Origin of the sequence: Pseudahrensia aquimaris, from assembly GCF_042676045.1 — a bacterium.
Classification (GTDB): domain Bacteria; phylum Pseudomonadota; class Alphaproteobacteria; order Rhizobiales; family Rhizobiaceae; genus Pseudahrensia; species Pseudahrensia aquimaris.
On record NZ_JBHTJV010000026.1, the window covers coordinates 101,289 to 125,930 of the forward strand.

The window sequence follows — 24,642 nt, forward strand, 5'->3', positions numbered from 1 at the left end:
GATTAACCCTCGTCCAGCAATGTGAGATGGTTCCGATTCAAGTTGTCACCGGAGTGGCAAACTATGGCTGTTAAACCGAAAAAAGGCCTGCGCCTAAGCCGCTTTATCGCCCCGCTGGCGACGATGATGATCCTTGGTTATTTCGGCTTTCATGCCTTTGATGGCCAATATGGCATCCGTGCCCACATCGTGATGAAGAGCAAGATTGATGTGCAAGAAGCAAAACTGAAAATCCTCGTCGACCGTCGGGAAATTCTCGAAGACCGCGTAGCCCTGCTTCAGCGCGGCAGCATGGAACGCGATATGATCGACGAACAGGTGCGCCGACAGCTGAACATGGTGCGCGAGGACGAAATCATTCTTCTGTACGGAAAATAGCAGTTATTATAAAACGAGTTAACTGGCTATTATTAGCGTTTTTTGAATAGCTTATTACCTTTTTACGAGGTGTTATTTGTTATTGAATTCAGCACCCATTTCCCTATTGTTATGCACAGGGAGCCAACGGTTGCGCAACAGCGCACCGCGCAAGGCTCTGTGCAGATGAAAGGGCTTTCCGTGGCGACAACGTCGAAGACGAAATCCGCTTCCCGCATTCCGGGGCTTCTCAAAACACCAGCGCCCGCCACTTTGGGCCAAGACGAAGAGCTGCAAGCATACCGCGATATGCTGCTTATTCGTCGCTTCGAAGAAAAGGCCGGCCAACTCTACGGCATGGGCCTTATCGGCGGCTTCTGTCACCTCTATATCGGGCAAGAGGCTGTCGTGACGGGCATGCAGATGGCCATCGGCGAAGGCGATCAGGTGATCACCGCTTACCGCGACCACGGCCATATGCTGGCCTGTGGCATGGACCCCAAGGGCGTCATGGCTGAACTGACGGGCCGTGAGGGCGGCTATTCGCGCGGCAAGGGCGGGTCGATGCACATGTTCTCCAAAGAGAAAGATTTCTACGGCGGCCACGGTATTGTGGGTGCGCAAGTATCGCTCGGTACGGGCTTGGCTTTTGCCAACCGCTACCGCGAGAATGATCGCGTTAGCCTCACCTATTTTGGCGATGGCGCGTCGAATCAGGGGCAGGTTTATGAAAGCTTCAACATGGCGAAGCTTTGGGATTTGCCGGTCATCTACATCATCGAAAACAACCGCTACGCTATGGGCACTGCCGTTCACCGCTCGTCCGCTCTGACGGAGTTTGCCCGCCGCGGTTGCTCGTTCAACATTCCTGGCATGGAAGTTGATGGGATGGACGTGCGAGCGGTGAAGGCCGCCGGTGATATCGCCGTTGAACACTGCCGCTCAGGCAAAGGGCCGATCATTCTGGACATGCAAACCTACCGTTACCGCGGTCATTCCATGTCTGACCCCGCCAAATACCGGACTAAGGATGAAGTCCAGAAAATGCGCTCGGAGAGCGACCCAATTGAACGGGTTAAGCAGCGCATTTTGGAGAACAAGTGGGCAAGCGAAGACGATCTTAAAGCGATAGACAAACAAGTGCGCGCCATCGTGGCCGAAAGCGCGGATTTCGCCCAACAGAGCCCGGAGCCGGACCCGTCCGAACTGTACACCGACATCCTGCTGCCGGTCGAAGCAGAAACCGTGGGGGCTTAAGTCATGGCTGTAGAAATTCTCATGCCGGCTCTTTCACCAACGATGGAAGAGGGCAATCTGGCCAAATGGTTGGTCAAGGAAGGCGATTCCGTTGCTGCAGGTGATGTGATTGCCGAGATCGAAACCGACAAGGCAACGATGGAAGTCGAAGCCGTTGACGAGGGCAAGATCGGCGAAATTCGCGTCGCTGCTGGCACTGAAGGTGTGAAGGTCAATGACGTGATCGCTGTGCTTCTGGAAGAGGGCGAGAGCGCTAGCGATATTCCTGATGAACCAATGAAAACTGTCGCTGACGCCGATATCAAGGTTGAGGAAAGCGCTGCAGTAGAACGCCCGGTTGCAGACGCACCCAACGTGCCCGCGCAGCCAAAGGCGCAGATGCTTTCAGATCCTGACATTCCATCCGGCACCGAAATGGTCTCCACAACGGTGCGCGAAGCATTGCGCGATGCAATGGCAGAGGAAATGCGCTCGGACGATCGGGTTTTCGTGATGGGGGAAGAGGTGGCCGAATACCAGGGTGCATACAAGATTACCCAAGGCCTGCTAGAAGAGTTCGGCTCCAAACGGGTCATCGACACGCCAATCACAGAACACGGCTTTGCTGGTATCGGCGTTGGCGCGGCGATGGCAGGCCTGCGTCCGGTTGTTGAATTCATGACGTTTAACTTCGCCATGCAGGCGATTGACCAGATTGTGAACTCCGCGGCCAAGACGCTCTATATGTCCGGTGGCCAGATGGGTGCGCCGATGGTGTTCCGTGGGCCAAATGGTGCGGCCTCCCGCGTCGGCGCGCAGCATTCGCAGTGTTATGCCGCGTGGTACAGCCATATTCCGGGCCTCAAAGTTGTGGCGCCGTACAGTGCTGCGGACGCAAAGGGCTTGCTGAAAGCGGCGATCCGCGACCCCAATCCGGTTGTCTTCTTGGAAAACGAAATTCTCTACGGTGAGAGCTTCGACGTGCCCAAGATGGACAATTTCGTGTTGCCCATCGGCAAGGCACGTATCCACAAAGAGGGCAAAGACGTCACCATCGCCACTTTCGGTATTGGTATGCGCTATGCAATTGCTGCCGCTGAAGAGATGGCGAGCCTTGGCATTGATGCGGAAATCATCGACCTGCGCACCATCCGCCCTTTGGATATGGAAACAGTTCTAAGTTCCGTTCAAAAGACCAACCGCTGCATCACTATTGAAGAGGGCTTTCCGCAATCGGGTGTAGGGGCCGAGCTATCAGCCCAAATTATGCAGCACGCCTTCGACTATCTCGATGCGCCTGTGATCCGTATCACGGGCAAGGATGTTCCAATGCCCTATGCGGCAAACCTTGAAAAACTGGCACTGCCCAACGTCGGTGAAATTGTGGAAGCGGCGAAAGCCGTGACCTACCGTTAAGGCGCGCGGGTCGCGTGGGCGCCATGCCGATTCTCGACGTTCGCGCTGCACACTATGACCGCTTTCGCGAGGCGGTGATAATACCAGCGGGCAGGGTGGAGATCGCTATTGTGCACTCTGCGCTTGAAGATTGGGTCAATCGACGGCTGACGCCAGACGAAGCGGTTGTAGCCGCGATAGACGAAAAGGCTCTCATCGCAAGGGTGGCGAATTCAATTTCCGCCCATGACGATGTGATCACAATTACAGCTTCCATCCTCAACAGCCGCTCGTGGGTGTTGAAGGAAAATGATGGAGAAGACGAATGAGCATCAACATCACAATGCCGGCGCTTTCGCCGACGATGGAGGAGGGCAACCTCGCTAAGTGGCTGGTCAAAGAGGGCGACGCCGTCTCGGCTGGTGATGTGATAGCGGAAATCGAGACCGACAAGGCCACCATGGAAGTTGAGGCGGTCGACGAAGGCACGATTGCCAAAATAATGGTGCCGGAAGGCAGCGAGGGCGTGAAGGTCAACGCTGTTATCGCCGTGCTGGCTGAAGATGGCGAAGACGCCAGTGATGTAAGCGAAAACGGCGCGGCGGCTGTGGCAGTGCAAGCAGACGTGCCCGCTGCGAAAGAGGCCCCTTCTGAAGCCAACCAAGAAAACACGCCAGCGCCCGTTGTTGAGGCGAAGATGCCTGAAGGCGGTGCTCAAGATCACGGAAAGCCCGATGTGCAAGCCAAGCCCAACGGTGCGGCCCGCATTTTTGCAACACCTTTGGCGCGGCGCATTGCTGAGCAAAAGGGCATTGAGCTTTCGATGATTTCCGGCTCCGGTCCGCGTGGGCGTATCGTCAAAGCGGATGTGGAGGCCGCAGAGGCCGGAACAGCGACCGCGAAAACCAGCGACGCACCCAGCGCCAAACAAGCGCCTTCGGCTCCCGCAGGAGCCACAATGGCTGCAGGCCCAAGCGACGCAGAAGTGCTTTCGCTGTTCGAAGAAGGCTCTTTCGAGAAAAAGCCTCACGATGGCATGCGCAAGGTTATCGCGGAGCGACTCACACAAAGCGCGCAGACGGTTCCGGCCTATTTCGTCACCATGGAATGCCAGATTGACGCTCTGCTTGCGTTGCGCGCCCAAATGAACGCCGCCGCGCCCAAGGATGGCGACGACAAACCGATTTGGAAACTCTCGGTCAACGATTTCATCGTGAAGGCCATGGCGATGGCGCTCAAAGCGGTGCCAATGGCCAACGTTTCATGGACATCAACAGATCGCCTCTATCACAAGCACGCGGATGTCGGTGTAGCAGTGGCTGTGGATGATGGACTGTTCACGCCCATCGTGCGCCGTGCTTGCGAGAAATCACTCTCGACCATTTCCAGAGAAGTGAAAGACATGGCAGGCCGCGCCCGGGCCAAAAAACTCGCACCTGCGGAATATCAAGGCGGTGTTACAGCTGTATCCAACCTCGGCATGTTCGGCGTGAAAGAGTTCACCTCCATCATCAACCCGCCTCACGCTTCAATTGTATCCATTGGAGCAGGCGAAAAGAAGCCGGTGGTCAATAAGGATGGGGCTTTGGCCGTCGGCACAGTGATGGCGGCGACATTCGCCTTTGACCACCGCGCTATCGACGGAGCGCTTGGCGCGGAACTGGCGGCAGCGTTCAAGAATTACGTCGAGAATCCGATGGGGATGCTGGCCTAGTTCTCGGGGAAGTTCTGTTTGATGCCGCCATCTTCACGCACAGCATCGTTCAACCGCTTGTTCTCGCTGGCGAGAAAATTGATGGTCATAGCGAAAGGAACACTAGCCACCGCCATCATCGCAATGAGCGCGATTACTTGGATGGTGTTGGACTTCTTGTGCAAGCCAACGGAACGAAAAATTACCGCCAGAACGATGACAAAAAGCAATACGACATTGATTGCGGAATAGCCGAGTGAATGAAAAGAATCGAAGAAGCCCATAGCCAGATCACCATTGCGATTGCGGCCCTTCTATTGCGCGAGCCTTGAGAAAGAACAAGTGCGGCCAATCAACCTTCCAAGCGTCCGATAGACATTACCGACCGAAAGACATTATCCCATGGCAAATTCCTACGACATTCTCATCATTGGTGCCGGCCCCGGTGGCTATGTGGCGGCAATCCGCGCTGCGCAATTGGGCATGAAAGTCGGGCTTGTCGAGCGCGAACATCTTGGCGGTATTTGCCTCAACTGGGGTTGTATCCCCACCAAGGCGCTGTTGCGGTCGGCTGAAATCTACAGCCACATGGCACATGCGGATTCTTTTGGCCTTGAGGTTGAAAACTTCTCTTTCGATATCGAAAAGGTGGTCAAACGCTCCCGCGGTGTTTCCGGCCAACTCACCGGCGGCATCGGCTTTTTGATGAAGAAAAACAAAGTCGACGTGATTTGGGGCGAAGCTAAAATTACCAAACCGGGTGAGGTTGTGGTTTCCGCGCCGAAAAAGAAAGCCGTTCAGCCGCAACCCGCTGCACCGAAGAACACGCTGGGCGAGGGGACTTACACCGCCAAGAACATCATCGTTTCAACAGGCGCTCGCCCTCGGGCGCTGCCGGGAATGGAGCCAGACGGCGATCTAATATGGTCTTACTTCGAAGCAATGGTGCCCAAAACCATGCCCAAATCGATTATCGTGATGGGTTCTGGGGCCATTGGCATCGAATTCGCCTCCTTCTATCGCACCATGGGCGCGGATGTGACGGTGGTTGAATTGATGGACCAGGTTATGCCCGTCGAGGACACCGAAATCGCCAAGCTGGCGCAGAAGCAATTCGAGAAACAGGGCATGAGGATCATGCTCGGTGCGAGGGTCGCCAAGGTCGAAAAAGGCAAGGACAGCATCACGGCGCATGTCGAAGGCAAGGATGGCAAGGTTGAGAAAATCACCGCTGACAAGCTCATTTCCGCCGTTGGTGTTGTCGGTAACACTGAAGGGCTGGGGTTGGAGAAACTCGGTGTCAAAATGGATCGCGGCATCATCGCTATTGATGAATACGGCGCGACCAATGTCCCAGGCATCCATGCCATTGGCGATGTAGCGGGCGCACCCATGCTGGCGCACAAGGCTGAGCATGAAGGCGTCATCTGCGTTGAAAAGATCGCAGGCCAACATCCACACGTTATGGACAAGGGCAAAATCCCCGGCTGCACTTACTGCAATCCTCAGGTTGCAAGCGTTGGCCTGAACGAACGCACCGCCAAAGAGGCAGGCCGCAAGGTCAAGATTGGCCGTTTCCCGTTTGTCGGCAACGGCAAAGCGATTGCACTTGGGGAACCCGAAGGCATGGTCAAAACCATTTTCGACGCCGAAACAGGTGAATTGCTTGGAGCGCACATGATCGGCGCAGAAGTGACGGAACTCATTCAAGGCTTCGTGGTTGCCATGAATTTGGAGACCACAGAACAAGATCTAATTGATGCCGTCTTCCCGCATCCGACATTGTCGGAAATGATGCATGAAAGTGTGATGGACAGCCAAGGCCGCGCTATCCACTCGTAATCATTGGCGTTTCCCAATCGACATTCAGGTTCGGTTCAGCAAAACTGGCACAGGATCAGCTCGTCAATTAGATTGGAGGGAAACAACCATGACGAAACTTGCAAAACGAATGGCCGCTCTGGCCGCAATATTCGCGACGAGCGGGATGATTACAATGGGGAGCGCCATCGTTACCCCTCAAACAGCGGCGGCCGATTCCTGTTGGGATCACAACGGCTCGCTTATGCGTCTCGTTGCCAACGGAAATCAGCGCGCATTTTACTACGAACGCCCGAGTGCAGTCCTGCGCCAAGCAGGCGTTCGCCGAGGAACCTTGTTGTTCAACGGCCGCAAGCAGGGCAACAGCTATGTCGGCACAGCGCGGCGCTTCTCAAAATGGTGTAGCGCACCGCTTGAGTATTCGGTCTCCGGCCCGATCTCCGGCAACCAAACCCGCGTGACCGTGCGCGGCACACGTCCGGTCTACGCATCCGGCTGTCGCAATACAGGACGAATTGCCCGCGACCGGCTCGTCTTCACATATTCACACCAGTGCTAGCGCATGGCTGACGCTTTCATTGATCCAGATCGCGGAGTGTTTAAAGCGCTGCGAGAACTGCCGCTCGATCATCCTGTTGAGATGTTGAACCTCGTCCGTCTGCGGCAGCGTGCTGCCTACGCCGACGGACGAGACGCAACGGGCGCAGAAGCGTATGCGGCATATGGACGAGAGAGCGGCCCGATTTTTCGTAAGGTGGGTGGTGAAATCATCTGGTCAGCAACGCCCGAACTGATGCTCATCGGCCCACAGGAAGAGCGCTGGGATGTGGCCTTCGTCGCGCGCTATCCAACAGGCCAAGCCTTTCTAGATATGGTCTACGACCCAGCCTATCAGGCAATTGTCTTCCATCGTCAGGCAGCCGTCGAGACGTCACGCCTGCTTCGCACCAAGCCCAAAGACGCCGCCTCTGAAGGCTTTGGTTAAGCGCATATACGGGGGGCTAAGCACGTCGACGGGGATTTACGGCTTGATAAGGCGAGGGTGTTATTTTTCAGCGCACGCGCCGCTGTTTGATCTTGCAGGAATCGTAAGTTCAATTTATTGCAGCGCACATGGGCCGCTTTAGCTCAGTTGGTAGAGCATCGCATTCGTAATGCGGAGGTCAGGTGTTCAAATCACCTAAGCGGCACCATTTTTCTACACAGGTTCTATCCGACGGATTTGGCGCATCCGCTCCAACACGTCCAAGCCTTGCTGTTTGAGATACCACAGCATGTCGATGAACACCCAATTCTCCGCCAGCTTGTCGCCCTCGCGGCGGTACACATCAACGATTCGCATAGATACTGGCTTTTCATGCCCCACAAGGCCCATAAAGCCGCCTGTAGGGCGGTGCTCAAGATTGGGCCAGCCAAAGAAACCCGCATAGTTTCCCTCTCCAAAGCGAGCTACATGCCCGAGGAATTTCTTATCCGCCAAGTTCAGTCGGAACGGATATTGGTGCTGCTCCTGATAGCGCTCGATCGTATAAGTCGCGCCGATCCCGTAAGGTCCATACCAGACCATTTCGTCATGCCATGACTTCGCCAGTTCAGATGCGGGCATACGCTGGGAGTCGCTCTGGTTTAGCCTAGACAGATCCGCGACCATGCTTTCAACCACTTGCAGTGTTTTCTCGCCTTGTTCAGCGGGTGCATCATCGCGTAATAAGCCGTCCTGCGTGCGAGGACCGGGATAAGCAAACATTTCACCTGTGGATGGACCAAGGGGATAGACGCCGCTTTGGTGCATGATGCCCAAAATGTCGAGGAATAGGGCGGTTTCGACGATCTTGCCGTTTGCAACGCGGTTGAATTCAGCAAAACGCATGAACTTGATCTTGCCGGTTGCCGGAATACCCAGCCAGTCCTTGTCGTGCAATCCCATGAAATTGCCCATGGAACAGATCCAGATTGCGGTCGTATCGCCAACTGAATTCTCGCCAGCAAAGAAAATATCCGTGCGGCGTTGAAGGGCGGTGAAACTATCGAGAAATGGTTCCCAGAACACACTGGCCAAATCAGCACGGCCATGCTGCTCCAAAAATGGATACATACCGCGCCAGTGATGGTCTTCGCTCAGATGGGTGTCGAGCGTTTGATCAAGTGCTTGCTTGCCACCAATCTCCAACGCCGCGTGAAAGGACGCGACGAGGTGCTTCTCAGACTGAAATGATCGCATGGATTATGCAAACCGTCCCGCTGCATGGGCCAACATCGTGTAGACCTTGCCCGTGTCGGACACGAGGTAAGTCTGGGTCATTACGTTGTCGCGGTCATTCTTGGAAACATCAGCAATGAGACGTTCAAAGTCCGTGACGTAGCGTTTGACCGAGTCTCGAAACTTTGGATCGTTGTCAAACTTGTCACTTATTTCATCAAAGACGCGACGCCCTTCGGGCGTGTAGATGTCCCGTTTGAAAATACCGCGCTCGCCGCGCTGATAGCGATCCCACAAACGCACAGCCTCGTCATGATCGATGGAGCGTGCAATTTCAGTGGAGAGCGAGTTGAGCGACTCGTTTGAACGCGAGCGCGCACGAGGGGATGGCTCTGCGGCTGCATCTTCGTCTCGCGAGGCGCGGCGCAGCAAATCACTCACCCATCCGGAATTGGCCGATTGGGGCTTGGGTGTAATGGTTTCAGCCTCTTGGTCAAAATTGATGGGCCCGCGCAAAGCACTGGACACTGTTTCACGCTCGCGCACTGGTTCTGATGCGGCGGGGCGCGGAGGTTCAGGGGCAGGGCGCGGTTCAGGCTTTTTCTCTGCAACCGGTGCAGGCTGCGCAATAGCAGCAGGTGGCGTCACGTTGCTGGGCGTAGCGTCCTGGTAGCGCGGGGCTTTTGAAACGATATCGTTGAGGTCTTTCAACGCCTTGATCTGATCGGACACAACGCGGCGCATTGCGCTGGTTGACTCCTTGGTTTCATCAGGCAGTTCCAACACACTTTTCTTCATTTCAGCGCGTGTCCGCGAGATTTCGGACCGAAGATCTTGCGCAGTCATACGCATTTCTTCAGTCGCTTGAGCGAAACGCTCCGTGGCTTCCTTGGCAACGCTGGCGACACTCTCCGACAACCCGGATGTAAGGCTGCGCGCGCGTCCTTCGGCGGTGTTGACGGTCTCGCTCATCATTTCTGTGAAACGGCGCATGAGCTCTTCAAGATCGGCACTGCGGGATACCAGTCCATTGGTCAAAGCCTCAATCGCATTACGCCGTTCATCGAGCGAAATGCTCATGTTACCCTGCGTTTGATCCAGCAGGCGCGATACGTTGGTGAGTGCATCACTTTGTTCTGCAAAGCGGCTGGCGATGTCAGAGATTTCAACCAGCACCCGGCCAGACACATCTTTAAGCCCAAGATAGTTGGATTCAATCAAGCTAGACGACGAATTAAGGTCATCGGAGGCTTCGCCCACTGTTTGGCGGAATTCCGCCGCCCGTTCTGCCAACAAGCGTTGCGCATTTGTAAGGTTCGAATCTGCCGAAACAATCAGTTCCGAAAGCGTGCCGTTGGATTGATCAAGACGGCCCAGAAGATCGCCGATCTCACCAGCCAGTTTACCATTCGTCTCTGACAAGGCTGCAATTGTATCTCTAGAACGCGCTGTGATGGCGTTGACCATCGATTCATTTTCCGCACGCACGCGCTCGGATACCTCTTGTGCCACTTCTGCCATCTTGCGGGCCATTGCGTCGCCAGTTGAGACGAGTTGGCCGCTGTGATTTTCCACCGTTGTCGTCAGGTTTTGCGTGGACGCAGATAACTGGCCTATGAGTTCAGAGGTTTGACCTTCCAGCGCCATGTAGCGCTTGGCCAGATCTTCGGCTGCTGCTTGAGCAGCAGCCTCCATGCGTTCGTTGGAAGATACAATTGCGCCTTCCAGTTTCTGCGCCACGTTGCCGGAGGACTGGGTGATCTTCTCAGATACACCCGAGGCTGCTGCTTCCAGACGCTCTGCGACATCATCTGCTGCGGAACGGACTTTGTCCGCCATGAGTTCGGCAACCCCTGCGCCACGTTGTTCAAAGCCTTTAAGAGCGGGCAGGGTGTCTTTAACCAACATGGTGCTCAGTTCACGCGACCGCGCCGCCAGCATTGTGTTGAGTTCTGCAGTTCGTTCGGAAAGCGACTTGATAACCTGCTGTGACCGCGCGGCCATCGTTTGATCGGCCGTCAATACTGATTTTTCGATTTGGCCTTCCAGCGCTTTGATAGAAGCAGCAACGCTTTGTTCTGCGCGTTGGGTTTCTGACGTCAATGACGACGAAATACCTTCAAGGCTCGCATCCAATTGGGCAGACAATTCGCGTGCTCGTTCAGCCAGAACTTCGTTGATGCGCTGTGCGCCACCGTCCAGCGAAGAATTGATGATGTCGGCGCGGGTTTGCAGCGTCATGTCTATTGCAGAAGCCTGTTCTTCGACTGCTTCTCGGAACGAACCTGCACGGCTTGCAATACGCTCATCCGCTTCGTCCAACTTACCAGAAATCGCGCTCACGCCCCTCGACAATGCGGCATCGACTTCAGAGGTCTTATCTTCAATGGTTTTGGCCAATTCGTCTGTGCGGGCGGCCAAACGCTCGTCAACGGACTTCAATCGGTCGGTAACGGCCCCGACACCCATCTCCATCGCCATTTCGACGGCACCGGACTGCTCTTCAATCGTTTTGGCGACAGCCTCTGTACGCTCAATCCAGCGTTGATCGGCCTCGTCGAATTTGGAAACCACAGCGCTGGACGCTGTTATCAGTGTTGCATCAATGGCCTCGGCCTGTCCCTGAAGGTTTGCTTGCAGTGCCTGAGCACGATCTGCCAACTTGCGGTCAACTTCCTCGATCACGCTCGAGATCGAGCCCTTTGTCTCATGCAAACGACCGGCAAGGCGGCTGTCGGCCTCGTCAACCTGTGCCAAAATAGATTGATTAATCTCTTCGACCCGGGCTGCCCAAGACATGCTGAGTTCCAGCGCCTTGTTATCCATCATTTCCTGAGTTTGGCCCAATTGTTGAGCCAAGTCGTTTTTGATCGCGCTTTGACCAGCAGAGAAGGCAGACGCGATTTCCCGCGTGCGTTCCACAAGAGTGTCATTGATTTGGCGTGTTCGGCCTTCTAAAGCGCCATCTATCTTATCGACGTTGTCGATCAGCAGCTTATTGCGCTCGTCCAACTTCATGACGGCGTCATCAATGCGCCCGGTAACAGAGGTTTGCATGTTCTCAGCCAAGAAATTGATTTTTTCGGCCAGTTCGTTGCTTTTGGCCTCAATTACAGCGCCCGCACCTTCGCTAGACTGGCTGATGCGCTTAACGAGACTGCCGCCAACTTCTTCAATGCGGTTGCCGATTTGGTCGCTTTTGTCCGAGAGTAGGGCAGCCAGATTCTCCGCTGCCAAGCCGAGAGATGCTTTTATTTCGTCGTTGGAAATCGAAAGCGTACCGGCGAAACTTTTCTGGGCTTGAGAGACGCTGTCCTGAATTTCAACAGCAGACTGAGAGAGATCTTCTTTCAACGCATCGCTTGCACCTGATATTGATGAACGAACGCGCTCGGAGTGAATAACGATAGCTTCGCGCTCATTGGCCAGCTCTTCCACCAAGCCGCGCATTTTCAGTTCGTTTTCGGAATAAGAACTCGACAGTGACACGACTTCGTTGTGAACCATAGATTCCAGTTCGCTGGCACGGTTGATCGCGTTTTCAATACCCGTGGTCAAACCTTCAACTTCGCGTCGTACGGCTGTTCCGACTGAACGCACTGCACCAACAGCTTCCGTTTCCGGCTCAATCAGCCGATAGGCAGCCTCTGTCATCGAACGCGCAGCAAGGCTTAATTCTTGCGAACGCCGAACCATCACGGAAAAGCCCCAGATCAGCAGGATTGGCACCACAACGGCAGCAGCGAAGAAGATTAAATCCGGGTTCGTATTCAGGTTGGTCCAAGAGTTAACGTCAGTCACACGCGGGCCGATACTCTTCTGGCCTGCCCAGAAGGCAAGCCCTCCCCACACCAGCGACAGAAAAAATGCAATCCACAGCATTGTGGATGGCGGGCGTTTGGCCAGGCTCGTGCTCAGCATGGCAAAGCTGGAGCGTCTGTCGTCATTGGCTGGAGGAGCAGCTGGCGTTACCGGTGGCTCTGGAGCGGGCGGTGGGCTTTTGCTGCTCGATAGCTCTGCGGCGGCAGTGTCGATTTCGCCAATCGCGCCTTCGATGGCTTCATCTTCGAGGAAATCGATTTTCAAAGCGTCTTCGACAGCATTCAAAGCGTCTTCGACAACTTGGTTTGATGGAGCGGCTTTCTTGGCCATATGCAAACGCCTCGCGGTACTGTTTGCCCTGCCAACTGACGGGACAAAGTCTTGCGCCCTTTATGGGCACCCGTGCGGTGGAAACAAGGCTCTTTTGCCCTCAAAACACATGCTTTTAGTGCACTATCGAAGCCCACCAACCGTTTTGCCAAGACATGAAATACACGTATTTCAAGGCTCCGCAGGGGCGCATGCACACCCCACCGCAGGCGGACACTAGACCAATTTGACCGCCCAAGGCACCCGCGCGAGCCTGAAGCAAGCGTATTTCTTACGAAAAGGTTAACGACCGACCGCACACAAAGGAAACCAAATCTTCACCATGTTGTCAGGCTTACGGCGCGGTTAAAGAACGCTCAACGACTTTGGGGTGAGACTGCATAGCTTGACGACAGCATGTCGCTGTCACTCGCTTGGGATGGAAAAGATGGCACAGGCAGCTTTCGCAACGCCTTCGGGCTCAACGTTTGTAACGAACAACGCGGCTTCAAAGCCAAAACGCGGAAACAGAACCGCCAATGTACGCCCGGTAGACTTGGTGCATCTGGCAAAACAGTCTCTTGGTGACCGTGCGCTGGAAATTGAAATTCTGTCGCTCTTCCGCAGCCAGTCGAAACTGTATCTAGACCGCCTAACCTGCGCCAAGACGTCTGACGAACGCAAAATGGCTGCCCACACAATTCTTGGTTCTGCTCGTGGCATTGGCGCTTGGGCCGTGGCCGAAGAGGCAGAGAAAATTGAATTGTCCAGCGACAAGCCAGGCGACATGCGCGATCTCACGCTGGCAATTGGCGAAGCTCAAAACTTCATCGGCACTATTCTCGACGCATAATTCCCGCGCACGGCCCCCTGCGACCTTTTTCAGCGCGAGCACACCCGCGCTTGACTTGCAGCGGTCGCACGCTAAATCCCCCACAACAGTTTTTCAGTCGGGGTGCAGACCAGCATGGCTAAGATCACATATATCGCAAACGATGGCACGAAATTTGAAGTCGAAGCCGAAAATGGCACGACTGTAATGGAGAATGCGATCAAAAACGCGGTGCCCGGCATTGAAGCCGAATGCGGCGGCGCATGTGCGTGTGCAACCTGCCACGTTTATGTGGACGACGCGTGGACCGACAAGGTCGGTTCTGCCGAAGCTATGGAAGAAGACATGCTGGATTTTGCTTATGAGGTGAAGCCAACGTCGCGTCTATCCTGTCAGGTAAAGGTGAGCGATGATCTGGACGGCCTCATCGTGCACGTACCCGAACGCCAAGCCTGAGCCCCGTCTAACTACCGTATATTCGAGCCATAAGCCGGTAATTTCGGGAATCCCGCGCGTCGAAAAGATCGTTTCGAGCGGAGTCTTCGGCGCTCAATTTCTTGGCGAGTTTCAAAGCGTTGCGCTCCAATTGCTGACAGGACTTAGCCGGCGCCATGCGTTTGATGGATCTTTCAGTCTTTTTAGCCAACTCTTTATAAAACCGCCCGTGCGTGCGCTCATGCTTTACCAGCAGCGATTTCATGCGCTTCCATTTTTTGCGTTCACGAGCAGATACACCTCGTGTGCTTGCTAGTTTTGGCAGTACGTATTTGATCGCCAAAGAAACTTTCACACTGCGAACCCTACAGCCTGATCGAGATTTCTTTCTGGTAATCTGGAACGTAAGGTCACGGCTGGCGGTCGCCCACGCACGCTTGCGATGTTGACGTGAATACGGGCCTTTTTTACTCATAGAACGCGCGAAATCACGAGCATTAGTGCCTGTAATAATGTAATTTTTTGTTTTCTCTGTAATCCGAACTTCAGCTGATGCCAACGTAGGAAGCGAAAAGCCGAAGAGTCCTGCCGCGAGGCCAACTATCAGAGGATTTGCAGTTTTTTTGGTCATGGTGTCAAAAACGGTCCCACTTAATCTTGCCAAACTGCCCCCGAATACAAAAAGCTACAACACGGAAGTTCCTTAGCTCTTAACGCAAACAACCGACCATGCTGTTGTGACGGTTTTGTTACCCACGCCTTTTCAACATAGATGACGCTATCCGTTTTTGCTCGTCTGCATCAAACTTCTTTTGCTCGCGGTCATGATCTTCCAGCATTTCCACAAACAGTGACGACACACGCGCTTGCATTGTCCTACAATTTGGTTCGGCTTGCAGTTGAAGGATTGCGGCTTCCATCAAGCGTGCGTGTTTGAACGCAATTGCGACATGCACAGCTTCATGAAGGCGGGCGTAGCGGTCTACGTTGTCCCAGGCACGTGCCATTTCTGCGGTTGCTGTCTTGCGGCCTTTCCATTCAGGCAGGGTGATGCGGGCGTTAACATCCACCTTTGCGCTTGCCACACGACACTGCGAATTGGCCGTCGCGTAGCGCATGCGGGGCCGCATTTTGATGCGGGCAACAGCAATGGCGTGCGCCCCACTGTCGAGTTTCGGACCCTTTCGGCGGATATCCTTGTCCAGAGCGGCGGTGCTGTTGCCTTTGATCTGATAGTAATCGACCGAGACTTTGTCGCCGGTAGTCGAACACGCAGTTAGGAATGCGGCAAATGCCAACACCCAGAGTACTTTCAAATGTCTCGACTGAACGCGCATATAAATCCTTAGCTGGACTCTGTGGCCGTTGAAAAGCCACCAATCTTCAACTTTTCTTGCGCACCCGACTAAGCGCGCTTTAGCACCGTTTCATAACCGTCAGTTGGATGCCTTGGAATAAGATACGCAAGAACCAACGAGAGAGTTGCCATAGCCGCTCCTGCAAGAAACACGCTGGCCGGACTGTAGAGCCATAACAGGCCGAAGATCACAGGAATGAAGACCGCCGCGATGTGGTTGATTGTAAAAGCTACGCCGGTGGTTGCAGCAATATCTGAATTGGTTGCGATCTTCTGAAAATAGGTCTTCAGCGCTATATCGAATGAGAAAAACGCATGATCGAGAATATAAAGCGCGATGGCGATTTCCGGTATCTCGACGAAAGCATAGGCCACAAAAATGAGTGCCAAAGCCGCGTATTCGATGCGAAGTGCGGTTCGCTCGCCCAGTTTTAAAATCAATTGCCCCACTAATGGCGCGATGATCATGACACCTGCCGCATTGACCAGAAAAAGTGCTGCAATGTCTTTGAACGCATAGCCAAACTTCTCAATCATCATCCATGAGGCGAAGACCATGAAAATTTGTCGTCGCGCACCACCCATGAAGGTGAGTAGGTAATAAAGCCAATACCGCTTTCGCAAAATCAAAGAACGTGTCTGAAACTCGCCTTCGGGGTAGGTTGGAAAGGCTGTGATCATGATGATGACGCCCACCAAAGTTGCGCCCCCGGCAAAGGCGAACATAGTCAGGTAGCTAAGCTCATACAGGCTGCCAATCAGAAAAATGAAGGCGTAGGTTAAAAGCTGCGCAAACCCACCAACACTCATGATGCGCCCCATAATTGCAGGAGCGGTTTTCTTCGGCAGCCATTGCAGCGTCAGCGATTGGTGCATCGTCTCGTAGTAATGAAAGCCAATGGAACCGATAAAGGTAGTAAGATAAAATCCCAACGCACTGGGGAAAAATCCAGTTGCCGCAATGCCAATGCCCAAAAGCGCCAGCGATACCATTGCCAAGGTCTGTTCCCGCATTAAAAACAGCAGGAACACAGCGGCAAATGACAAAAAGCCCGGTATTTCGCGGATGGATTGCTGAATACCGACTTCCTTGCCAGTGAAATTCAGCATTTCGGCGGCGAAATTGTATTGCAGCGTCCACCATGCGGCGAAAGACAGCTGCATGGCAGCGGCCATTAACATCAAAAGCACTGCCGGCTGACGCCAACCTTTCTCAGGCAGGAGGCCGCTCTTTGGATTTTCAATGGCTGGGCGTGCAATGCTCATCAAACAGGCTTAGGGGCTTTAACAGCAAGCCGCAATCGCGGGCCATGCGCTCTTGAACAGCAAAGACCAATCGGGCAAGGAACCGACATGAGCATCACCCAAAAACCTCGCGTCATCGATCATCTGGTCCTTCCGGTCATCGACATTGACGTTGCCCGCGCTCGCTACGAGCAATTGGGCTTCACCGTCGCTCCCAATGGCACCCATCCGTTCGGCACTGAAAACGCCTGCGTGTTTTTCAACGACGATACTTTTCTGGAGCCAATCGCTGTCGCGCACCGCGAAACATGTGAGGCGGCAGCGCTGAAGGGCAACACGTTTGTTGCCAACGATCAGGCATATCGTTTCCGCCGCGGGCAGGAGGGCTTTTCCCACCTTGTGATCAAGACCGACGATGCCAGCGCTGACCACAAGGATTACGTGAAGGCTGCAATTTCCGGCGGGTCAATGGTGCGCTTTTCGCGCCCCTTCAAAACACTGGAAGGCAAGCGAGACAAAGCGAGCTTCAAACTCGCATTCGCCGCAGATCGCAGAGCTCCCGATGCAGGATTTTTTGCCTGCGAAGTTGTAAGCGCCCCCAGAGTTGATCAAACAGCGCTCAAAACCCACGCAAACGGCGCACAGGGCCTGCTGGAAGTGGTGATCAGCGAGCCGAATCCATCCGATTTCCAATACTTCCTGCAAGACTTTCTCGACCAGCGCGAAATGGACAACAATTCCTTCGGCATCGAATTCGAGAGCGGCAATACGAAGGTGAGTGTTCTGTCGCCAGACGGAATGCGGGCATTCTATGGCTTGGAAGCGGAGAAAAACGAGCGTGGACTGCGCCTGACTGCCTACGTCATTGGTGTGGTTGATCTGGCGAGCGTGGAAGCCCATCTGATCCAACAAAGAATTGCTGCCTCTGTTTTTGGCGACAAACTCGTCGTCCCACCGTCAGCCGGGCAGGGCTGCACAATTGCATTTCAGGAGGTTTCCGCGTGAACGCGAACACCACAGTCACCGTCGGCAACACGTCGTTCAGCAACACCGCACCGTTCACGCTCATCGCGGGTCCGTGCCAGTTGGAAAGCCGCAACCATGCGTTTCAAATGGCTGGCGCATTGAAAGAGATTTGCGGCAAATTGGGCATTGGTCTTGTTTACAAGTCGTCATTTGACAAAGCCAACCGCACCAGCCTGACGGCAACGCGTGGATTGGGGCTGGAAAAATCGCTGGAAATCTTCTCCGATTTGCGCTTGGAATTCGGCCTGCCAACAGTGACAGACATTCACAACGAAGAGCAATGCGCACTCGTTGCACCGCACGTGGACATGCTGCAAATCCCGGCTTTCCTGTGCCGTCAGACAGATTTGCTAGTGGCCGCTGCGAAGACCGGCAGCGTAATCAACGTCAAAAAAGGTCAGTTCCTTGCGCCGTGGGACATGCAGAATGTGCTGAAGAAAATCACAGATAGCGGCAATCCAAACGTTCTGCTGACAGAACGCGGCACGAGCTTTGGCTACAACACCTTGGTCAACGATTTCCGCGGCCTGCCAACGATGGCACAAACGGGTGCGCCCGTAATTTTTGATGCGACCCATTCTGTGCAGCAGCCCGGAGGCTTGGGCGGGTCAACGGGTGGCCAGCGCGAATTTGTTGAAACGCTGGCACGCGCAGCTGTCGCAGTAGGTGTGGGCGGTTTGTTCATTGAAACACATGACGACCCGGACAACACGAAGTCTTCCGATGGGCCAAACATGGTGCCACTGAAGGACATGCCGGCCTTGATTGAGAAGCTCATGGCTTTTGATCGTATCGCAAAAGGGCTTTAATCAGCCGATCGACCCGGTGCACCGGCCTTTTTCATTTCAGCGGCTTGTATAATCGCTTGCGCAATATGCTCTGGCTCCTGTGCGCCCATCACGGCGTACTTGTTGTCTATTATGAAGCATGGAACGCCCGTCACGCCCATTGATTGCGCGGTGCGGATTTCGTTGTCGGTCTCGGCCTTGTCTTTGTCTGTTGCCAGAAGCGCAGCAACAATGCTGCCATCCATGCCCGCTTCTTCGGCTATTTCCACCAGAACATCATCGCGTCCGATATGGGCGCCCTCCATGAAGAAGCGGCGAAACAAAGCCTCTACCAGCTTGTTCTGCACTTCCTCGCCTTCATTGGCGGCCCAGCGGATCAAACGATGCGCGTCCAGCGTATTGGGTGAAACTGCAATATCGCTGAAATTGAATTCCAGTCCCTCCAGCCGACCAGCCTCTTCAATTCGGCCATAAATCTCTTTGGCCTTCTCCGGCCCGCCGAATTTCGTCTCCAGATAGTCTTTTCGGTCACGCCCTTCCTTGGGAAGCGTCGCGTCCAGTTGGAAAGGACGCCATCGCACATCGGTCGTTACCCCATCAGTCATTGCAAGCGCCTGCTCCAGACGCCGCTTGCCGATGTAACACCAAGGGCACATGACGTCGGAGACAACGTCAATGGTGATATGAGGACTGTCGCTCATTGTTCTGTTGCCCACCATGTTGGGTATTGCGGTCCGTAGAGCGGCACATATTCGGGATGTGAAACCCGTGCCCAATGCGCCAATCGCCGCTCCCCGATATGATAGAGCGGCACGACATAGTGGCCTGAAATGAGCACGCGATCAAAGGCTCTGACGGCGGCTCGAAAGTCTTCGCGGTTTCGGGCCGCCAGCATGGCGTCGATCAGAGTGTCGATCACAGGCTCTGCTGTTCCGGCAAAGTTGAAACTGCCTTCTTGGTCGCGGGAAGACGAGCCCCAGCGGAACACCTGTTCTGCACCCGGCGAAAGCGAGGATGAATAGCGGTTGATCGTCATGTCGTAGTCGAAAGAGCCTTTGCGGGCTTGAAACTGGCTGTCATCCACAAACCGAGGCTCCAGCGCGATGCCAAGTTTGGCGAGTGTGTTTTTGTAGCTAAGAACCAGCCGCTCAAGGTCTTGGCCTGAAAGGCCGGCTCCGCCCGCAATCAGAACTTCGAACGAAAGCTGCCGCCCGCTTGTATCCACCATCTGCCCACTATCAAGCGAATAGCCTTCACTGCGCAAAATACTCAATACCTCCCGCAACACTTTGCGGTCACGGCCGGTTCCATCGGTAATTGGAGCCCGATAAGTTCCGTCCATCACTTCCGGCAAGACCGCATCAGGATAGTCAGCAAGCAGCGCTTTCTCCCGATCATCGGCTGGAACGCCCAGTGATGAAAGTTCCGAATCCTGCCAGTAAGACGAAGTCCGCTGATAGGCACCGAAAAACAGGTTTTCATTCGCCCATTCAAAATCAAACGCCATCGCAAGCGCTTTGCGCACATTGCGGTTGTCGAAGGGGGCCCGGCGGGTATTGAAAACAAAGCCCAACATCCCACTAGGCGTGCGAGATGGGATGATATCTTTTTCTATCCGCCCATCGGTGGCAGCAGCGAAGTCGTATCCTGTCTCCCATTTGGCAGGGCTTGATTCCGTGCGCACATCAAACAAGCCCTTCTTGAATGCCTCAAACTGGGCAGATGCATTGCGATAATAATCGACACGCACTTCGTCGAAATTGTAAAAACCGCGGTTTACCGGTTTATCCTTGCCCCAATAGTCATCGTTTCGCTGAAAGACGATCTGCTCACCGGGCTTTACAGTTTTCACAGTGTAAGGCCCGCTGCCTATTGGGGGAACAAGAGTGCTTTGATCGAATGTCTCGGCGTTGGTGGCGTGCTTGGGCAGCACAGGCATAAGACCGAAAAGCAGCGGCGTTTCGCGCGAAGCTGTGGCGTTGAAGGTTAGCCGAACGCGATTGTCAGCAACACGCTCCATTTTTTCCACCTGCTTCATTCTGCTGGAATAGGGCGGGCGGCCTTTTTCCTTTAGCAAATTGAAAGTGAACATAACGTCTTCCACGGTCACAGGCTGACCATCGGAGAACTTGGCGTCCGCATCCATTTCAAACTCAATCCAAGAGCGATCATCCGGCATGGCAATTCCTTGCGCCAGCAGGCCATACAGCGTGAACGGCTCATCGCGGGAACGCTTCAAAAGCGTTTCAAACACAAGATTGCCAAACGCCGGATCCCAAAGTCCCCGTGCCGTCGTCCGAATGCTCTTGACGATGAAAGGGTTGAGGCTGTCGAACGAACCACCGACTCCATAGACAATGCGGCCACCTTTCGGTGCATTCGGGTTGGCATAGGGCAGGTGGGTGAAATTAGCTGGCAGAGCCGGTTCGCCCTGCATCGCAATGCCATGCACAAACTCGTCAGCTCTTGCCGATTGGCTGATGAACAAAACAAACAGCAGGGCCGAAATGAGGGCGCATGGCTTCCTGCGCGGGTTCAGCGACAAACGCAAATTAGACATAGGAATACCCGAAACGAAGATTGCGGCGAATCATTGTGTCATCATACAGGTGAGCAGACGTTGCGCCCATGCACAGGCCCACCAGACTTTGGCTGATGCAGGATGCTGCCCTTGTTTACACTCGCAGTTGCCCCCGTAGTTGCCATCGTCATGCCTTATTTGCTAACGACACGAAACATAAGTCAGCCCATCTCGGTAGCCTTCGTGCTCAAGGGTCAAACAATCTCACTTTTGGAAAGCCGCTTCCCCATGAGCAAAAGCATCGCCCACTATTTGTCAGCAGCCACACTCGCCGCCGCAACGTTTGCAGCTGGTGGTGCCGCCCACGCACAACAGGCGAGCCAGCCACAATGGGTAAAAGTGTGCTCCAAAGCTGGTGAGACTGATATCTGCAACGTGCAGTACAACGTACTGACACCGCAGGGTCGCCTGATCACGGGCGTGAACCTGCTTACATCCACAGGCAAGGTGAAGCGCAGAATTTTTCAGGTTGCCGTCCCCACAGGTCGCTACATTCCTGAAGGCGTAAAAATCAAAATTGATGAGGGCAAAGAGAATACTTTGCCGTACAGCATCTGCCTTCCGGATCGCTGCATTGCCGAAGTAGGATTGTCGAACAATCTGGTCAACGCGCTGAAAGCTGGTGGCAAGATCACGCTGACCTCCACCAATTTCCGCACACAGAAAAATCCCGTCAACGTCACACTCTCCGGCTTCACCGCTGCCTTCGATGGCGCGCCAATCAAGCAGGGTGAGTTAGACGATCGCAAGAAAAAGCTGGAAGAAGAGCTTCAGAAGAAAGCGGAAGAAACCCGCAAAAAACTCGAAGAGGCTCAGCAGAAGGCCAAAGACGGCGGTTAAGCTTAGTCTTATTGTTGCCTGCGGGCTGCGTCGAATTTCAGAAGCGTTGCATCACGCTTAGTGGTGCAGCGCTTCTTTTATTTCATATTTCCCGTCCTCACGGCGAACGAACATTTCGTCTATTTGCGGATGACGCAGCGGCTCACCGGGTTGATCGGCCAGCAAATTCTGTTCCGACACATAAGCCACGTATTCTGTCTCTTCGTTTTCGGCAAACAGATGATAGAACGGCTGATCTTTCGTCGGGCGCACGTTCTCCGGAATGGCCTCATACCACTCGTCGGTATTGTCGAACTCAGGATCAACATCAAAGACGATGCCCCGGAACGGATAAATCCTATGGCGGACGAGTTGCCCAATCTGAAACTTGGCTTCGCGGATCATGAAATTGGCCTCTTGTGACGCTCTTTTGGATCTTATCGCACCATTTTTGCGCCCATGACAACAGAACCAAGCTGTGACACGGTTGCTTGACGGTCGTGCGCAGCTCTTCTAGCCAAGCGCAGGATTTTGTGAGGGCTAACGAACCAAATGGCAGAAATTCTTGGCTTGGCCATGCCGTTTTTCGGCCTGATCTTTTTGGGATTCATCGCAGCCAAAGTCCGCAAATTGCCAATGGAAGGCATGGCGTGGATGAATTTTTTCATCATCTACATCGCGCTTCCAGCTCTTTTCTTCAATCTTATCGCCCGCACACCCGTAAACGAACTAGCCTCCTGGGGCTTCATCTTCGCAGCGACTTTCGGAACCTATTGCGCTTTTGCAATCGCGTTTTGCGTTGGCGTATTTTCCACCGACGGCGACATACCAGAGTCGACCATCCAAGGCTTGGCCGGAGCCTATGGCAATATCGGTTATATGGGGCCAGGTCTTGCCATTGCCGCCCTCGGACCCGAAGCGGCGGTGCCGGTGGCGATCATTTTTTGCTTCGACAACACGATGCACTTTGCGATGGCTCCGTTCATGATGGCTATGGGCGGCGGTGCCGACCGCAAACCGGCATGGGTCACAGCGCTAGCTGTGCTCAAGAAAATATTTACCCACCCTTTCATTTTGTCCACCATCGCCGGCGTGGTGGCCGCACTCATCGAGTTTCGTCCACCCGTTCCTGTCCAAACCTTGTTGGATTATCTCCAGAATGCAGCAGCCCCTTGCGCCCTGTTTGCAATGGGCGTGACCGTAGCCATGTCTCCCCGTGGCTCGATGCCGAAAGTGCTCGCGCCGCTCATCACGATTAAGTTGCTGATTCATCCAGTCATTATCTATGTGCTGCTGAGCTGGATGGGCGATTTCCCGCCGATCTGGGTCTATACAGCGGTCTTGCTGGCAGCCTTGCCGACGGCGACCAATGTTTTCGTCATCGCGCAGCAATACAACGTGTGGGTCGCCAGAGCATCTTCAATGGTGTTGGTTTCGACCATTGTATCGGTGGTGACAGTTACCACTTTGCTATGGCTGATTAAAACTGGAACCCTGCCGCCTGATCTGTTTCCCGCTAGCTAGGCAACCTTTGCGCCCAAGCCACGCTGCATCAACTGACGCCGCAGCCAACCCAATTGTCCAACAGCCGCCAAACCGATGGCACGCGCTGCCTGAACAGGCAGGAAATCGATAAGCAGAGAACGGTTGAGCAAGTCCACAGCCCCAGTGCGGGTTACAACATCGCCCAGACGGTTCGCATTGTAACGCATCTCGACCGAACTGCCTTTGGACACAGCATCAGCAAACGCTTCCACATCACGTAGGCCAAGATTGAAACCCTGTGCGCCGATAGGCGGGAAAACGTGTGCGGCTTCACCCAACAACGCCACATTGTTTACCATAAAGCGTTTAGCGACCATACCTTTCAGCGGGAATGTTTGAGGCTGGTTTTCAATGGTTATCCGACCCAACATGGATTGCATTTTCTCTTCGACCATCAGCGCCATCGCATTTGTTTCCATCGCCAATATTTCATCGACCTGTTCAGGGCGGACAACCCAAACGAGGCTCGAGCGATGACGCGTTTCCGGAAGCGGTGGCAACGGCACCTGAGTGAATGGCCCGGTCTCCGTGTGAAATTCGGTGGAAACGCCGTTGTGGGGCAGGGAGTGTTGAAAATTCATCACGATAGCGGTCTGCGGATACGACCATTCCCGCACCCCTATGCCAGCAGCTTCCCGAAGTGGTGAATTGCGACCATCAGCTGCCGCAACCGTTTGGGCGTGGACCACAGCACCGCTATCAAGTGTGAGTGTCACGCCGTCAGCGCCACAATCAGCGTGGGCGACCATGCCTTCCAAACGGTCTACGCTTTCATGCCCTGTCAGCTTCGCTTCCAGCGCAACGCCGAGCTTGGCATTGGGAATGTTGTAGCCGAATGCATCAATGTTCAGTTCGCTTGAGCGGAAATCTGTCAACGGGGCCCGTAGAAGCCGCTTCGAACCGTCGACCAGTCGCATGGTCTGCAACTCCGCGCTTTCGTCGGCAACGTCGTCCCAAACATTCATATTTTCGAGCATCCTGATTGACGGCATCAAAAGCGCGGTTGTGCGTCCATCCTGCCCCTCGTTGCGCGGCGCGACATGCACCAGTCGCTTGCCTTGCGAACGAGCAATTTCAGCCAACGCCAGAGCTGCCGTTAGTCCCGTGAGGCCGGAACCGACCACTGCGTAGTCGTAAATTCCGTTGGTGCTGTTGTTTGCTTCACTCATGGCTACTCGGCT

24 protein-coding genes and 1 tRNA gene are annotated in these 24,642 nt (G+C 54.4%); 15 read left to right on the forward strand and 10 right to left on the reverse strand.

Going from position 1 to position 24,642, the window contains the following annotated elements; all coding sequences use genetic code 11:
• Nucleotides 1-63 precede the first annotated feature (63 nt).
• The 5 genes from ACFQ14_RS16175 to ACFQ14_RS16195 all read left to right on the forward strand — a co-directional run bounded on the left by ACFQ14_RS16175 (nucleotide 64) and on the right by ACFQ14_RS16195 (nucleotide 4,702).
• Nucleotides 64-378, forward strand: a complete 315-nt coding sequence (locus tag ACFQ14_RS16175; protein WP_377213795.1) for an FtsB family cell division protein — start codon at nucleotides 64-66, stop codon at nucleotides 376-378.
• A gap of 165 nt (nucleotides 379-543) precedes the next feature.
• A complete protein-coding gene (gene pdhA, locus ACFQ14_RS16180; protein ID WP_377213796.1) occupies nucleotides 544-1,614 on the forward strand; it encodes a pyruvate dehydrogenase (acetyl-transferring) E1 component subunit alpha in 1,071 nt (356 codons plus the stop codon).
• Between the two features lie 3 nt (nucleotides 1,615-1,617).
• Complete coding sequence (locus ACFQ14_RS16185; RefSeq protein ID WP_377213797.1) at nucleotides 1,618-3,009, forward strand: pyruvate dehydrogenase complex E1 component subunit beta; 1,392 nt, start codon at nucleotides 1,618-1,620, stop codon at nucleotides 3,007-3,009.
• Nucleotides 3,010-3,023: 14 nt separating this feature from the next.
• Nucleotides 3,024-3,317: a hypothetical protein gene (locus ACFQ14_RS16190; protein ID WP_377213798.1), complete on the forward strand. Its 294-nt coding sequence runs from the start codon at nucleotides 3,024-3,026 to the stop codon at nucleotides 3,315-3,317.
• Nucleotides 3,314-4,702, forward strand: a complete 1,389-nt coding sequence (locus tag ACFQ14_RS16195) for a pyruvate dehydrogenase complex dihydrolipoamide acetyltransferase (RefSeq protein ID WP_377213799.1) — start codon at nucleotides 3,314-3,316, stop codon at nucleotides 4,700-4,702. The genes ACFQ14_RS16190 and ACFQ14_RS16195 overlap by 4 nt, the downstream gene beginning before the upstream one ends.
• Here the strand turns inward: ACFQ14_RS16195 and ACFQ14_RS16200 are convergent.
• Nucleotides 4,699-4,965 (reverse strand): hypothetical protein, encoded by a 267-nt coding sequence (locus ACFQ14_RS16200; RefSeq protein ID WP_377213800.1) that lies wholly within the window; start codon nucleotides 4,963-4,965, stop codon nucleotides 4,699-4,701. The two genes, ACFQ14_RS16195 and ACFQ14_RS16200, sit on opposite strands and share 4 nt — an antisense overlap.
• 118 nt (nucleotides 4,966-5,083) lie before the next feature.
• Here ACFQ14_RS16200 and lpdA point away from each other — a divergent pair, with 118 nt between their 5' ends.
• From lpdA to ACFQ14_RS16220, 4 genes are all read left to right on the forward strand, one after another.
• Nucleotides 5,084-6,523 (forward strand): dihydrolipoyl dehydrogenase, encoded by a 1,440-nt coding sequence (gene lpdA / locus ACFQ14_RS16205; protein WP_377213801.1) that lies wholly within the window; start codon nucleotides 5,084-5,086, stop codon nucleotides 6,521-6,523.
• A gap of 88 nt (nucleotides 6,524-6,611) precedes the next feature.
• On the forward strand, nucleotides 6,612-7,061 hold the full coding sequence (locus ACFQ14_RS16210) for a hypothetical protein (RefSeq protein ID WP_377213802.1): 450 nt from the start codon (nucleotides 6,612-6,614) through the stop codon (nucleotides 7,059-7,061).
• Between the two features lie 3 nt (nucleotides 7,062-7,064).
• Nucleotides 7,065-7,487, forward strand: a complete 423-nt coding sequence (locus tag ACFQ14_RS16215) for a DUF1330 domain-containing protein (RefSeq protein ID WP_377213803.1) — start codon at nucleotides 7,065-7,067, stop codon at nucleotides 7,485-7,487.
• A 132-nt stretch (nucleotides 7,488-7,619) separates the two neighbouring features.
• A tRNA-Thr gene (locus ACFQ14_RS16220) sits at nucleotides 7,620-7,695 on the forward strand.
• Between the two features lie 5 nt (nucleotides 7,696-7,700).
• Here the strand turns inward: ACFQ14_RS16220 and ACFQ14_RS16225 are convergent.
• Complete coding sequence (locus ACFQ14_RS16225; RefSeq protein ID WP_377213804.1) at nucleotides 7,701-8,723, reverse strand: nuclear transport factor 2 family protein; 1,023 nt, start codon at nucleotides 8,721-8,723, stop codon at nucleotides 7,701-7,703.
• Between the two features lie 3 nt (nucleotides 8,724-8,726).
• Nucleotides 8,727-12,854 carry an apolipoprotein A-IV repeat region-like domain-containing protein gene (locus ACFQ14_RS16230; RefSeq protein ID WP_377213805.1) on the reverse strand — a complete coding sequence of 1,376 codons (4,128 nt, stop codon included), beginning with the start codon at nucleotides 12,852-12,854 and terminating at the stop codon, nucleotides 8,727-8,729.
• 427 nt (nucleotides 12,855-13,281) lie between these two features.
• Here ACFQ14_RS16230 and ACFQ14_RS16235 point away from each other — a divergent pair, with 427 nt between their 5' ends.
• Both ACFQ14_RS16235 and ACFQ14_RS16240 read left to right on the forward strand, forming a co-directional pair.
• The gene (locus tag ACFQ14_RS16235; RefSeq protein ID WP_377213806.1) at nucleotides 13,282-13,686 is read left to right on the forward strand and encodes a histidine kinase; all 405 of its coding nucleotides are present in this window, start codon (nucleotides 13,282-13,284) and stop codon (nucleotides 13,684-13,686) included.
• A gap of 114 nt (nucleotides 13,687-13,800) precedes the next feature.
• The gene (locus ACFQ14_RS16240) at nucleotides 13,801-14,121 is read left to right on the forward strand and encodes a 2Fe-2S iron-sulfur cluster-binding protein (protein WP_377213807.1); all 321 of its coding nucleotides are present in this window, start codon (nucleotides 13,801-13,803) and stop codon (nucleotides 14,119-14,121) included.
• A 7-nt stretch (nucleotides 14,122-14,128) separates the two neighbouring features.
• Here ACFQ14_RS16240 and ACFQ14_RS16245 read toward each other — a convergent pair whose 3' ends face one another.
• The 3 genes from ACFQ14_RS16245 to ACFQ14_RS16255 all read right to left on the reverse strand — a co-directional run bounded on the left by ACFQ14_RS16245 (nucleotide 14,129) and on the right by ACFQ14_RS16255 (nucleotide 16,723).
• The gene (locus ACFQ14_RS16245) at nucleotides 14,129-14,731 is read right to left on the reverse strand and encodes a DUF922 domain-containing protein (protein ID WP_377213808.1); all 603 of its coding nucleotides are present in this window, start codon (nucleotides 14,729-14,731) and stop codon (nucleotides 14,129-14,131) included.
• 118 nt (nucleotides 14,732-14,849) lie between these two features.
• The gene (locus ACFQ14_RS16250; protein WP_377213809.1) at nucleotides 14,850-15,437 is read right to left on the reverse strand and encodes a DUF922 domain-containing protein; all 588 of its coding nucleotides are present in this window, start codon (nucleotides 15,435-15,437) and stop codon (nucleotides 14,850-14,852) included.
• 68 nt (nucleotides 15,438-15,505) lie between these two features.
• A complete protein-coding gene (locus ACFQ14_RS16255) occupies nucleotides 15,506-16,723 on the reverse strand; it encodes an MFS transporter (RefSeq protein WP_377213810.1) in 1,218 nt (405 codons plus the stop codon).
• An 87-nt stretch (nucleotides 16,724-16,810) separates the two neighbouring features.
• On the opposite strand from ACFQ14_RS16255, the gene ACFQ14_RS16260 reads away from it, so the two are divergent.
• A complete protein-coding gene (locus ACFQ14_RS16260; RefSeq protein WP_377213811.1) occupies nucleotides 16,811-17,707 on the forward strand; it encodes a VOC family protein in 897 nt (298 codons plus the stop codon).
• Nucleotides 17,704-18,537, forward strand: coding sequence for a 3-deoxy-8-phosphooctulonate synthase (gene kdsA, locus ACFQ14_RS16265; RefSeq protein ID WP_377213812.1), 834 nt, complete (start codon nucleotides 17,704-17,706; stop codon nucleotides 18,535-18,537). The genes ACFQ14_RS16260 and kdsA overlap by 4 nt, the downstream gene beginning before the upstream one ends.
• Here the strand turns inward: kdsA and ACFQ14_RS16270 are convergent.
• Together ACFQ14_RS16270 and ACFQ14_RS16275 are read right to left on the reverse strand one after the other, a co-directional pair.
• Entirely contained in the window at nucleotides 18,534-19,217 is a 684-nt protein-coding gene (locus ACFQ14_RS16270; protein ID WP_377213813.1) for a DsbA family oxidoreductase, read from the reverse strand. The two genes, kdsA and ACFQ14_RS16270, sit on opposite strands and share 4 nt — an antisense overlap.
• Nucleotides 19,214-21,076: an ABC transporter substrate-binding protein gene (locus ACFQ14_RS16275; protein ID WP_377213814.1), complete on the reverse strand. Its 1,863-nt coding sequence runs from the start codon at nucleotides 21,074-21,076 to the stop codon at nucleotides 19,214-19,216. Before ACFQ14_RS16275 ends, ACFQ14_RS16270 begins: the two co-directional genes overlap by 4 nt.
• 111 nt (nucleotides 21,077-21,187) lie before the next feature.
• Here ACFQ14_RS16275 and ACFQ14_RS16280 point away from each other — a divergent pair, with 111 nt between their 5' ends.
• A complete protein-coding gene (locus ACFQ14_RS16280) occupies nucleotides 21,188-21,937 on the forward strand; it encodes an invasion associated locus B family protein (RefSeq protein ID WP_377213815.1) in 750 nt (249 codons plus the stop codon).
• Nucleotides 21,938-21,994: 57 nt separating this feature from the next.
• Here ACFQ14_RS16280 and hspQ read toward each other — a convergent pair whose 3' ends face one another.
• A complete protein-coding gene (hspQ, locus tag ACFQ14_RS16285; protein ID WP_377213964.1) occupies nucleotides 21,995-22,318 on the reverse strand; it encodes a heat shock protein HspQ in 324 nt (107 codons plus the stop codon).
• A gap of 150 nt (nucleotides 22,319-22,468) precedes the next feature.
• Here hspQ and ACFQ14_RS16290 point away from each other — a divergent pair, with 150 nt between their 5' ends.
• Complete coding sequence (locus ACFQ14_RS16290) at nucleotides 22,469-23,440, forward strand: AEC family transporter (protein ID WP_377213816.1); 972 nt, start codon at nucleotides 22,469-22,471, stop codon at nucleotides 23,438-23,440.
• On the opposite strand, the gene ACFQ14_RS16295 is transcribed toward ACFQ14_RS16290, so the two are convergent.
• The gene (locus ACFQ14_RS16295; protein ID WP_377213817.1) at nucleotides 23,437-24,630 is read right to left on the reverse strand and encodes a UbiH/UbiF family hydroxylase; all 1,194 of its coding nucleotides are present in this window, start codon (nucleotides 24,628-24,630) and stop codon (nucleotides 23,437-23,439) included. The genes ACFQ14_RS16290 and ACFQ14_RS16295 overlap by 4 nt on opposite strands.
• Nucleotides 24,631-24,642: the final 12 nt, after the last annotated feature.

What these genes read in the sequence shown, in the direction of transcription:
- ACFQ14_RS16175 (WP_377213795.1), top strand. Translation starts at nt 64, where the DNA reads ATGGCTGTTAAACCGAAAAAAGGCCTGCGCCTAAGCCGCTTTATCGCC.
- ACFQ14_RS16225 (WP_377213804.1), bottom strand. Translation starts at nt 8,723, where the DNA reads ATGCGATCATTTCAGTCTGAGAAGCACCTCGTCGCGTCCTTTCACGCG.
- ACFQ14_RS16200 (WP_377213800.1), bottom strand. Translation starts at nt 4,965, where the DNA reads ATGGGCTTCTTCGATTCTTTTCATTCACTCGGCTATTCCGCAATCAAT.
- ACFQ14_RS16295 (WP_377213817.1), bottom strand. Translation starts at nt 24,630, where the DNA reads ATGAGTGAAGCAAACAACAGCACCAACGGAATTTACGACTACGCAGTG.
- ACFQ14_RS16240 (WP_377213807.1), top strand. Translation starts at nt 13,801, where the DNA reads ATGGCTAAGATCACATATATCGCAAACGATGGCACGAAATTTGAAGTC.
- ACFQ14_RS16290 (WP_377213816.1), top strand. Translation starts at nt 22,469, where the DNA reads ATGGCAGAAATTCTTGGCTTGGCCATGCCGTTTTTCGGCCTGATCTTT.
- ACFQ14_RS16210 (WP_377213802.1), top strand. Translation starts at nt 6,612, where the DNA reads ATGACGAAACTTGCAAAACGAATGGCCGCTCTGGCCGCAATATTCGCG.
- ACFQ14_RS16270 (WP_377213813.1), bottom strand. Translation starts at nt 19,217, where the DNA reads ATGAGCGACAGTCCTCATATCACCATTGACGTTGTCTCCGACGTCATG.
- ACFQ14_RS16185 (WP_377213797.1), top strand. Translation starts at nt 1,618, where the DNA reads ATGGCTGTAGAAATTCTCATGCCGGCTCTTTCACCAACGATGGAAGAG.
- pdhA (WP_377213796.1), top strand. Translation starts at nt 544, where the DNA reads ATGAAAGGGCTTTCCGTGGCGACAACGTCGAAGACGAAATCCGCTTCC.
- ACFQ14_RS16235 (WP_377213806.1), top strand. Translation starts at nt 13,282, where the DNA reads ATGGCACAGGCAGCTTTCGCAACGCCTTCGGGCTCAACGTTTGTAACG.
- ACFQ14_RS16250 (WP_377213809.1), bottom strand. Translation starts at nt 15,437, where the DNA reads ATGCGCGTTCAGTCGAGACATTTGAAAGTACTCTGGGTGTTGGCATTT.
- ACFQ14_RS16275 (WP_377213814.1), bottom strand. Translation starts at nt 21,076, where the DNA reads ATGTCTAATTTGCGTTTGTCGCTGAACCCGCGCAGGAAGCCATGCGCC.
- lpdA (WP_377213801.1), top strand. Translation starts at nt 5,084, where the DNA reads ATGGCAAATTCCTACGACATTCTCATCATTGGTGCCGGCCCCGGTGGC.
- ACFQ14_RS16260 (WP_377213811.1), top strand. Translation starts at nt 16,811, where the DNA reads ATGAGCATCACCCAAAAACCTCGCGTCATCGATCATCTGGTCCTTCCG.
- ACFQ14_RS16255 (WP_377213810.1), bottom strand. Translation starts at nt 16,723, where the DNA reads ATGAGCATTGCACGCCCAGCCATTGAAAATCCAAAGAGCGGCCTCCTG.
- ACFQ14_RS16245 (WP_377213808.1), bottom strand. Translation starts at nt 14,731, where the DNA reads ATGACCAAAAAAACTGCAAATCCTCTGATAGTTGGCCTCGCGGCAGGA.
- ACFQ14_RS16215 (WP_377213803.1), top strand. Translation starts at nt 7,065, where the DNA reads ATGGCTGACGCTTTCATTGATCCAGATCGCGGAGTGTTTAAAGCGCTG.
- ACFQ14_RS16230 (WP_377213805.1), bottom strand. Translation starts at nt 12,854, where the DNA reads ATGGCCAAGAAAGCCGCTCCATCAAACCAAGTTGTCGAAGACGCTTTG.
- ACFQ14_RS16195 (WP_377213799.1), top strand. Translation starts at nt 3,314, where the DNA reads ATGAGCATCAACATCACAATGCCGGCGCTTTCGCCGACGATGGAGGAG.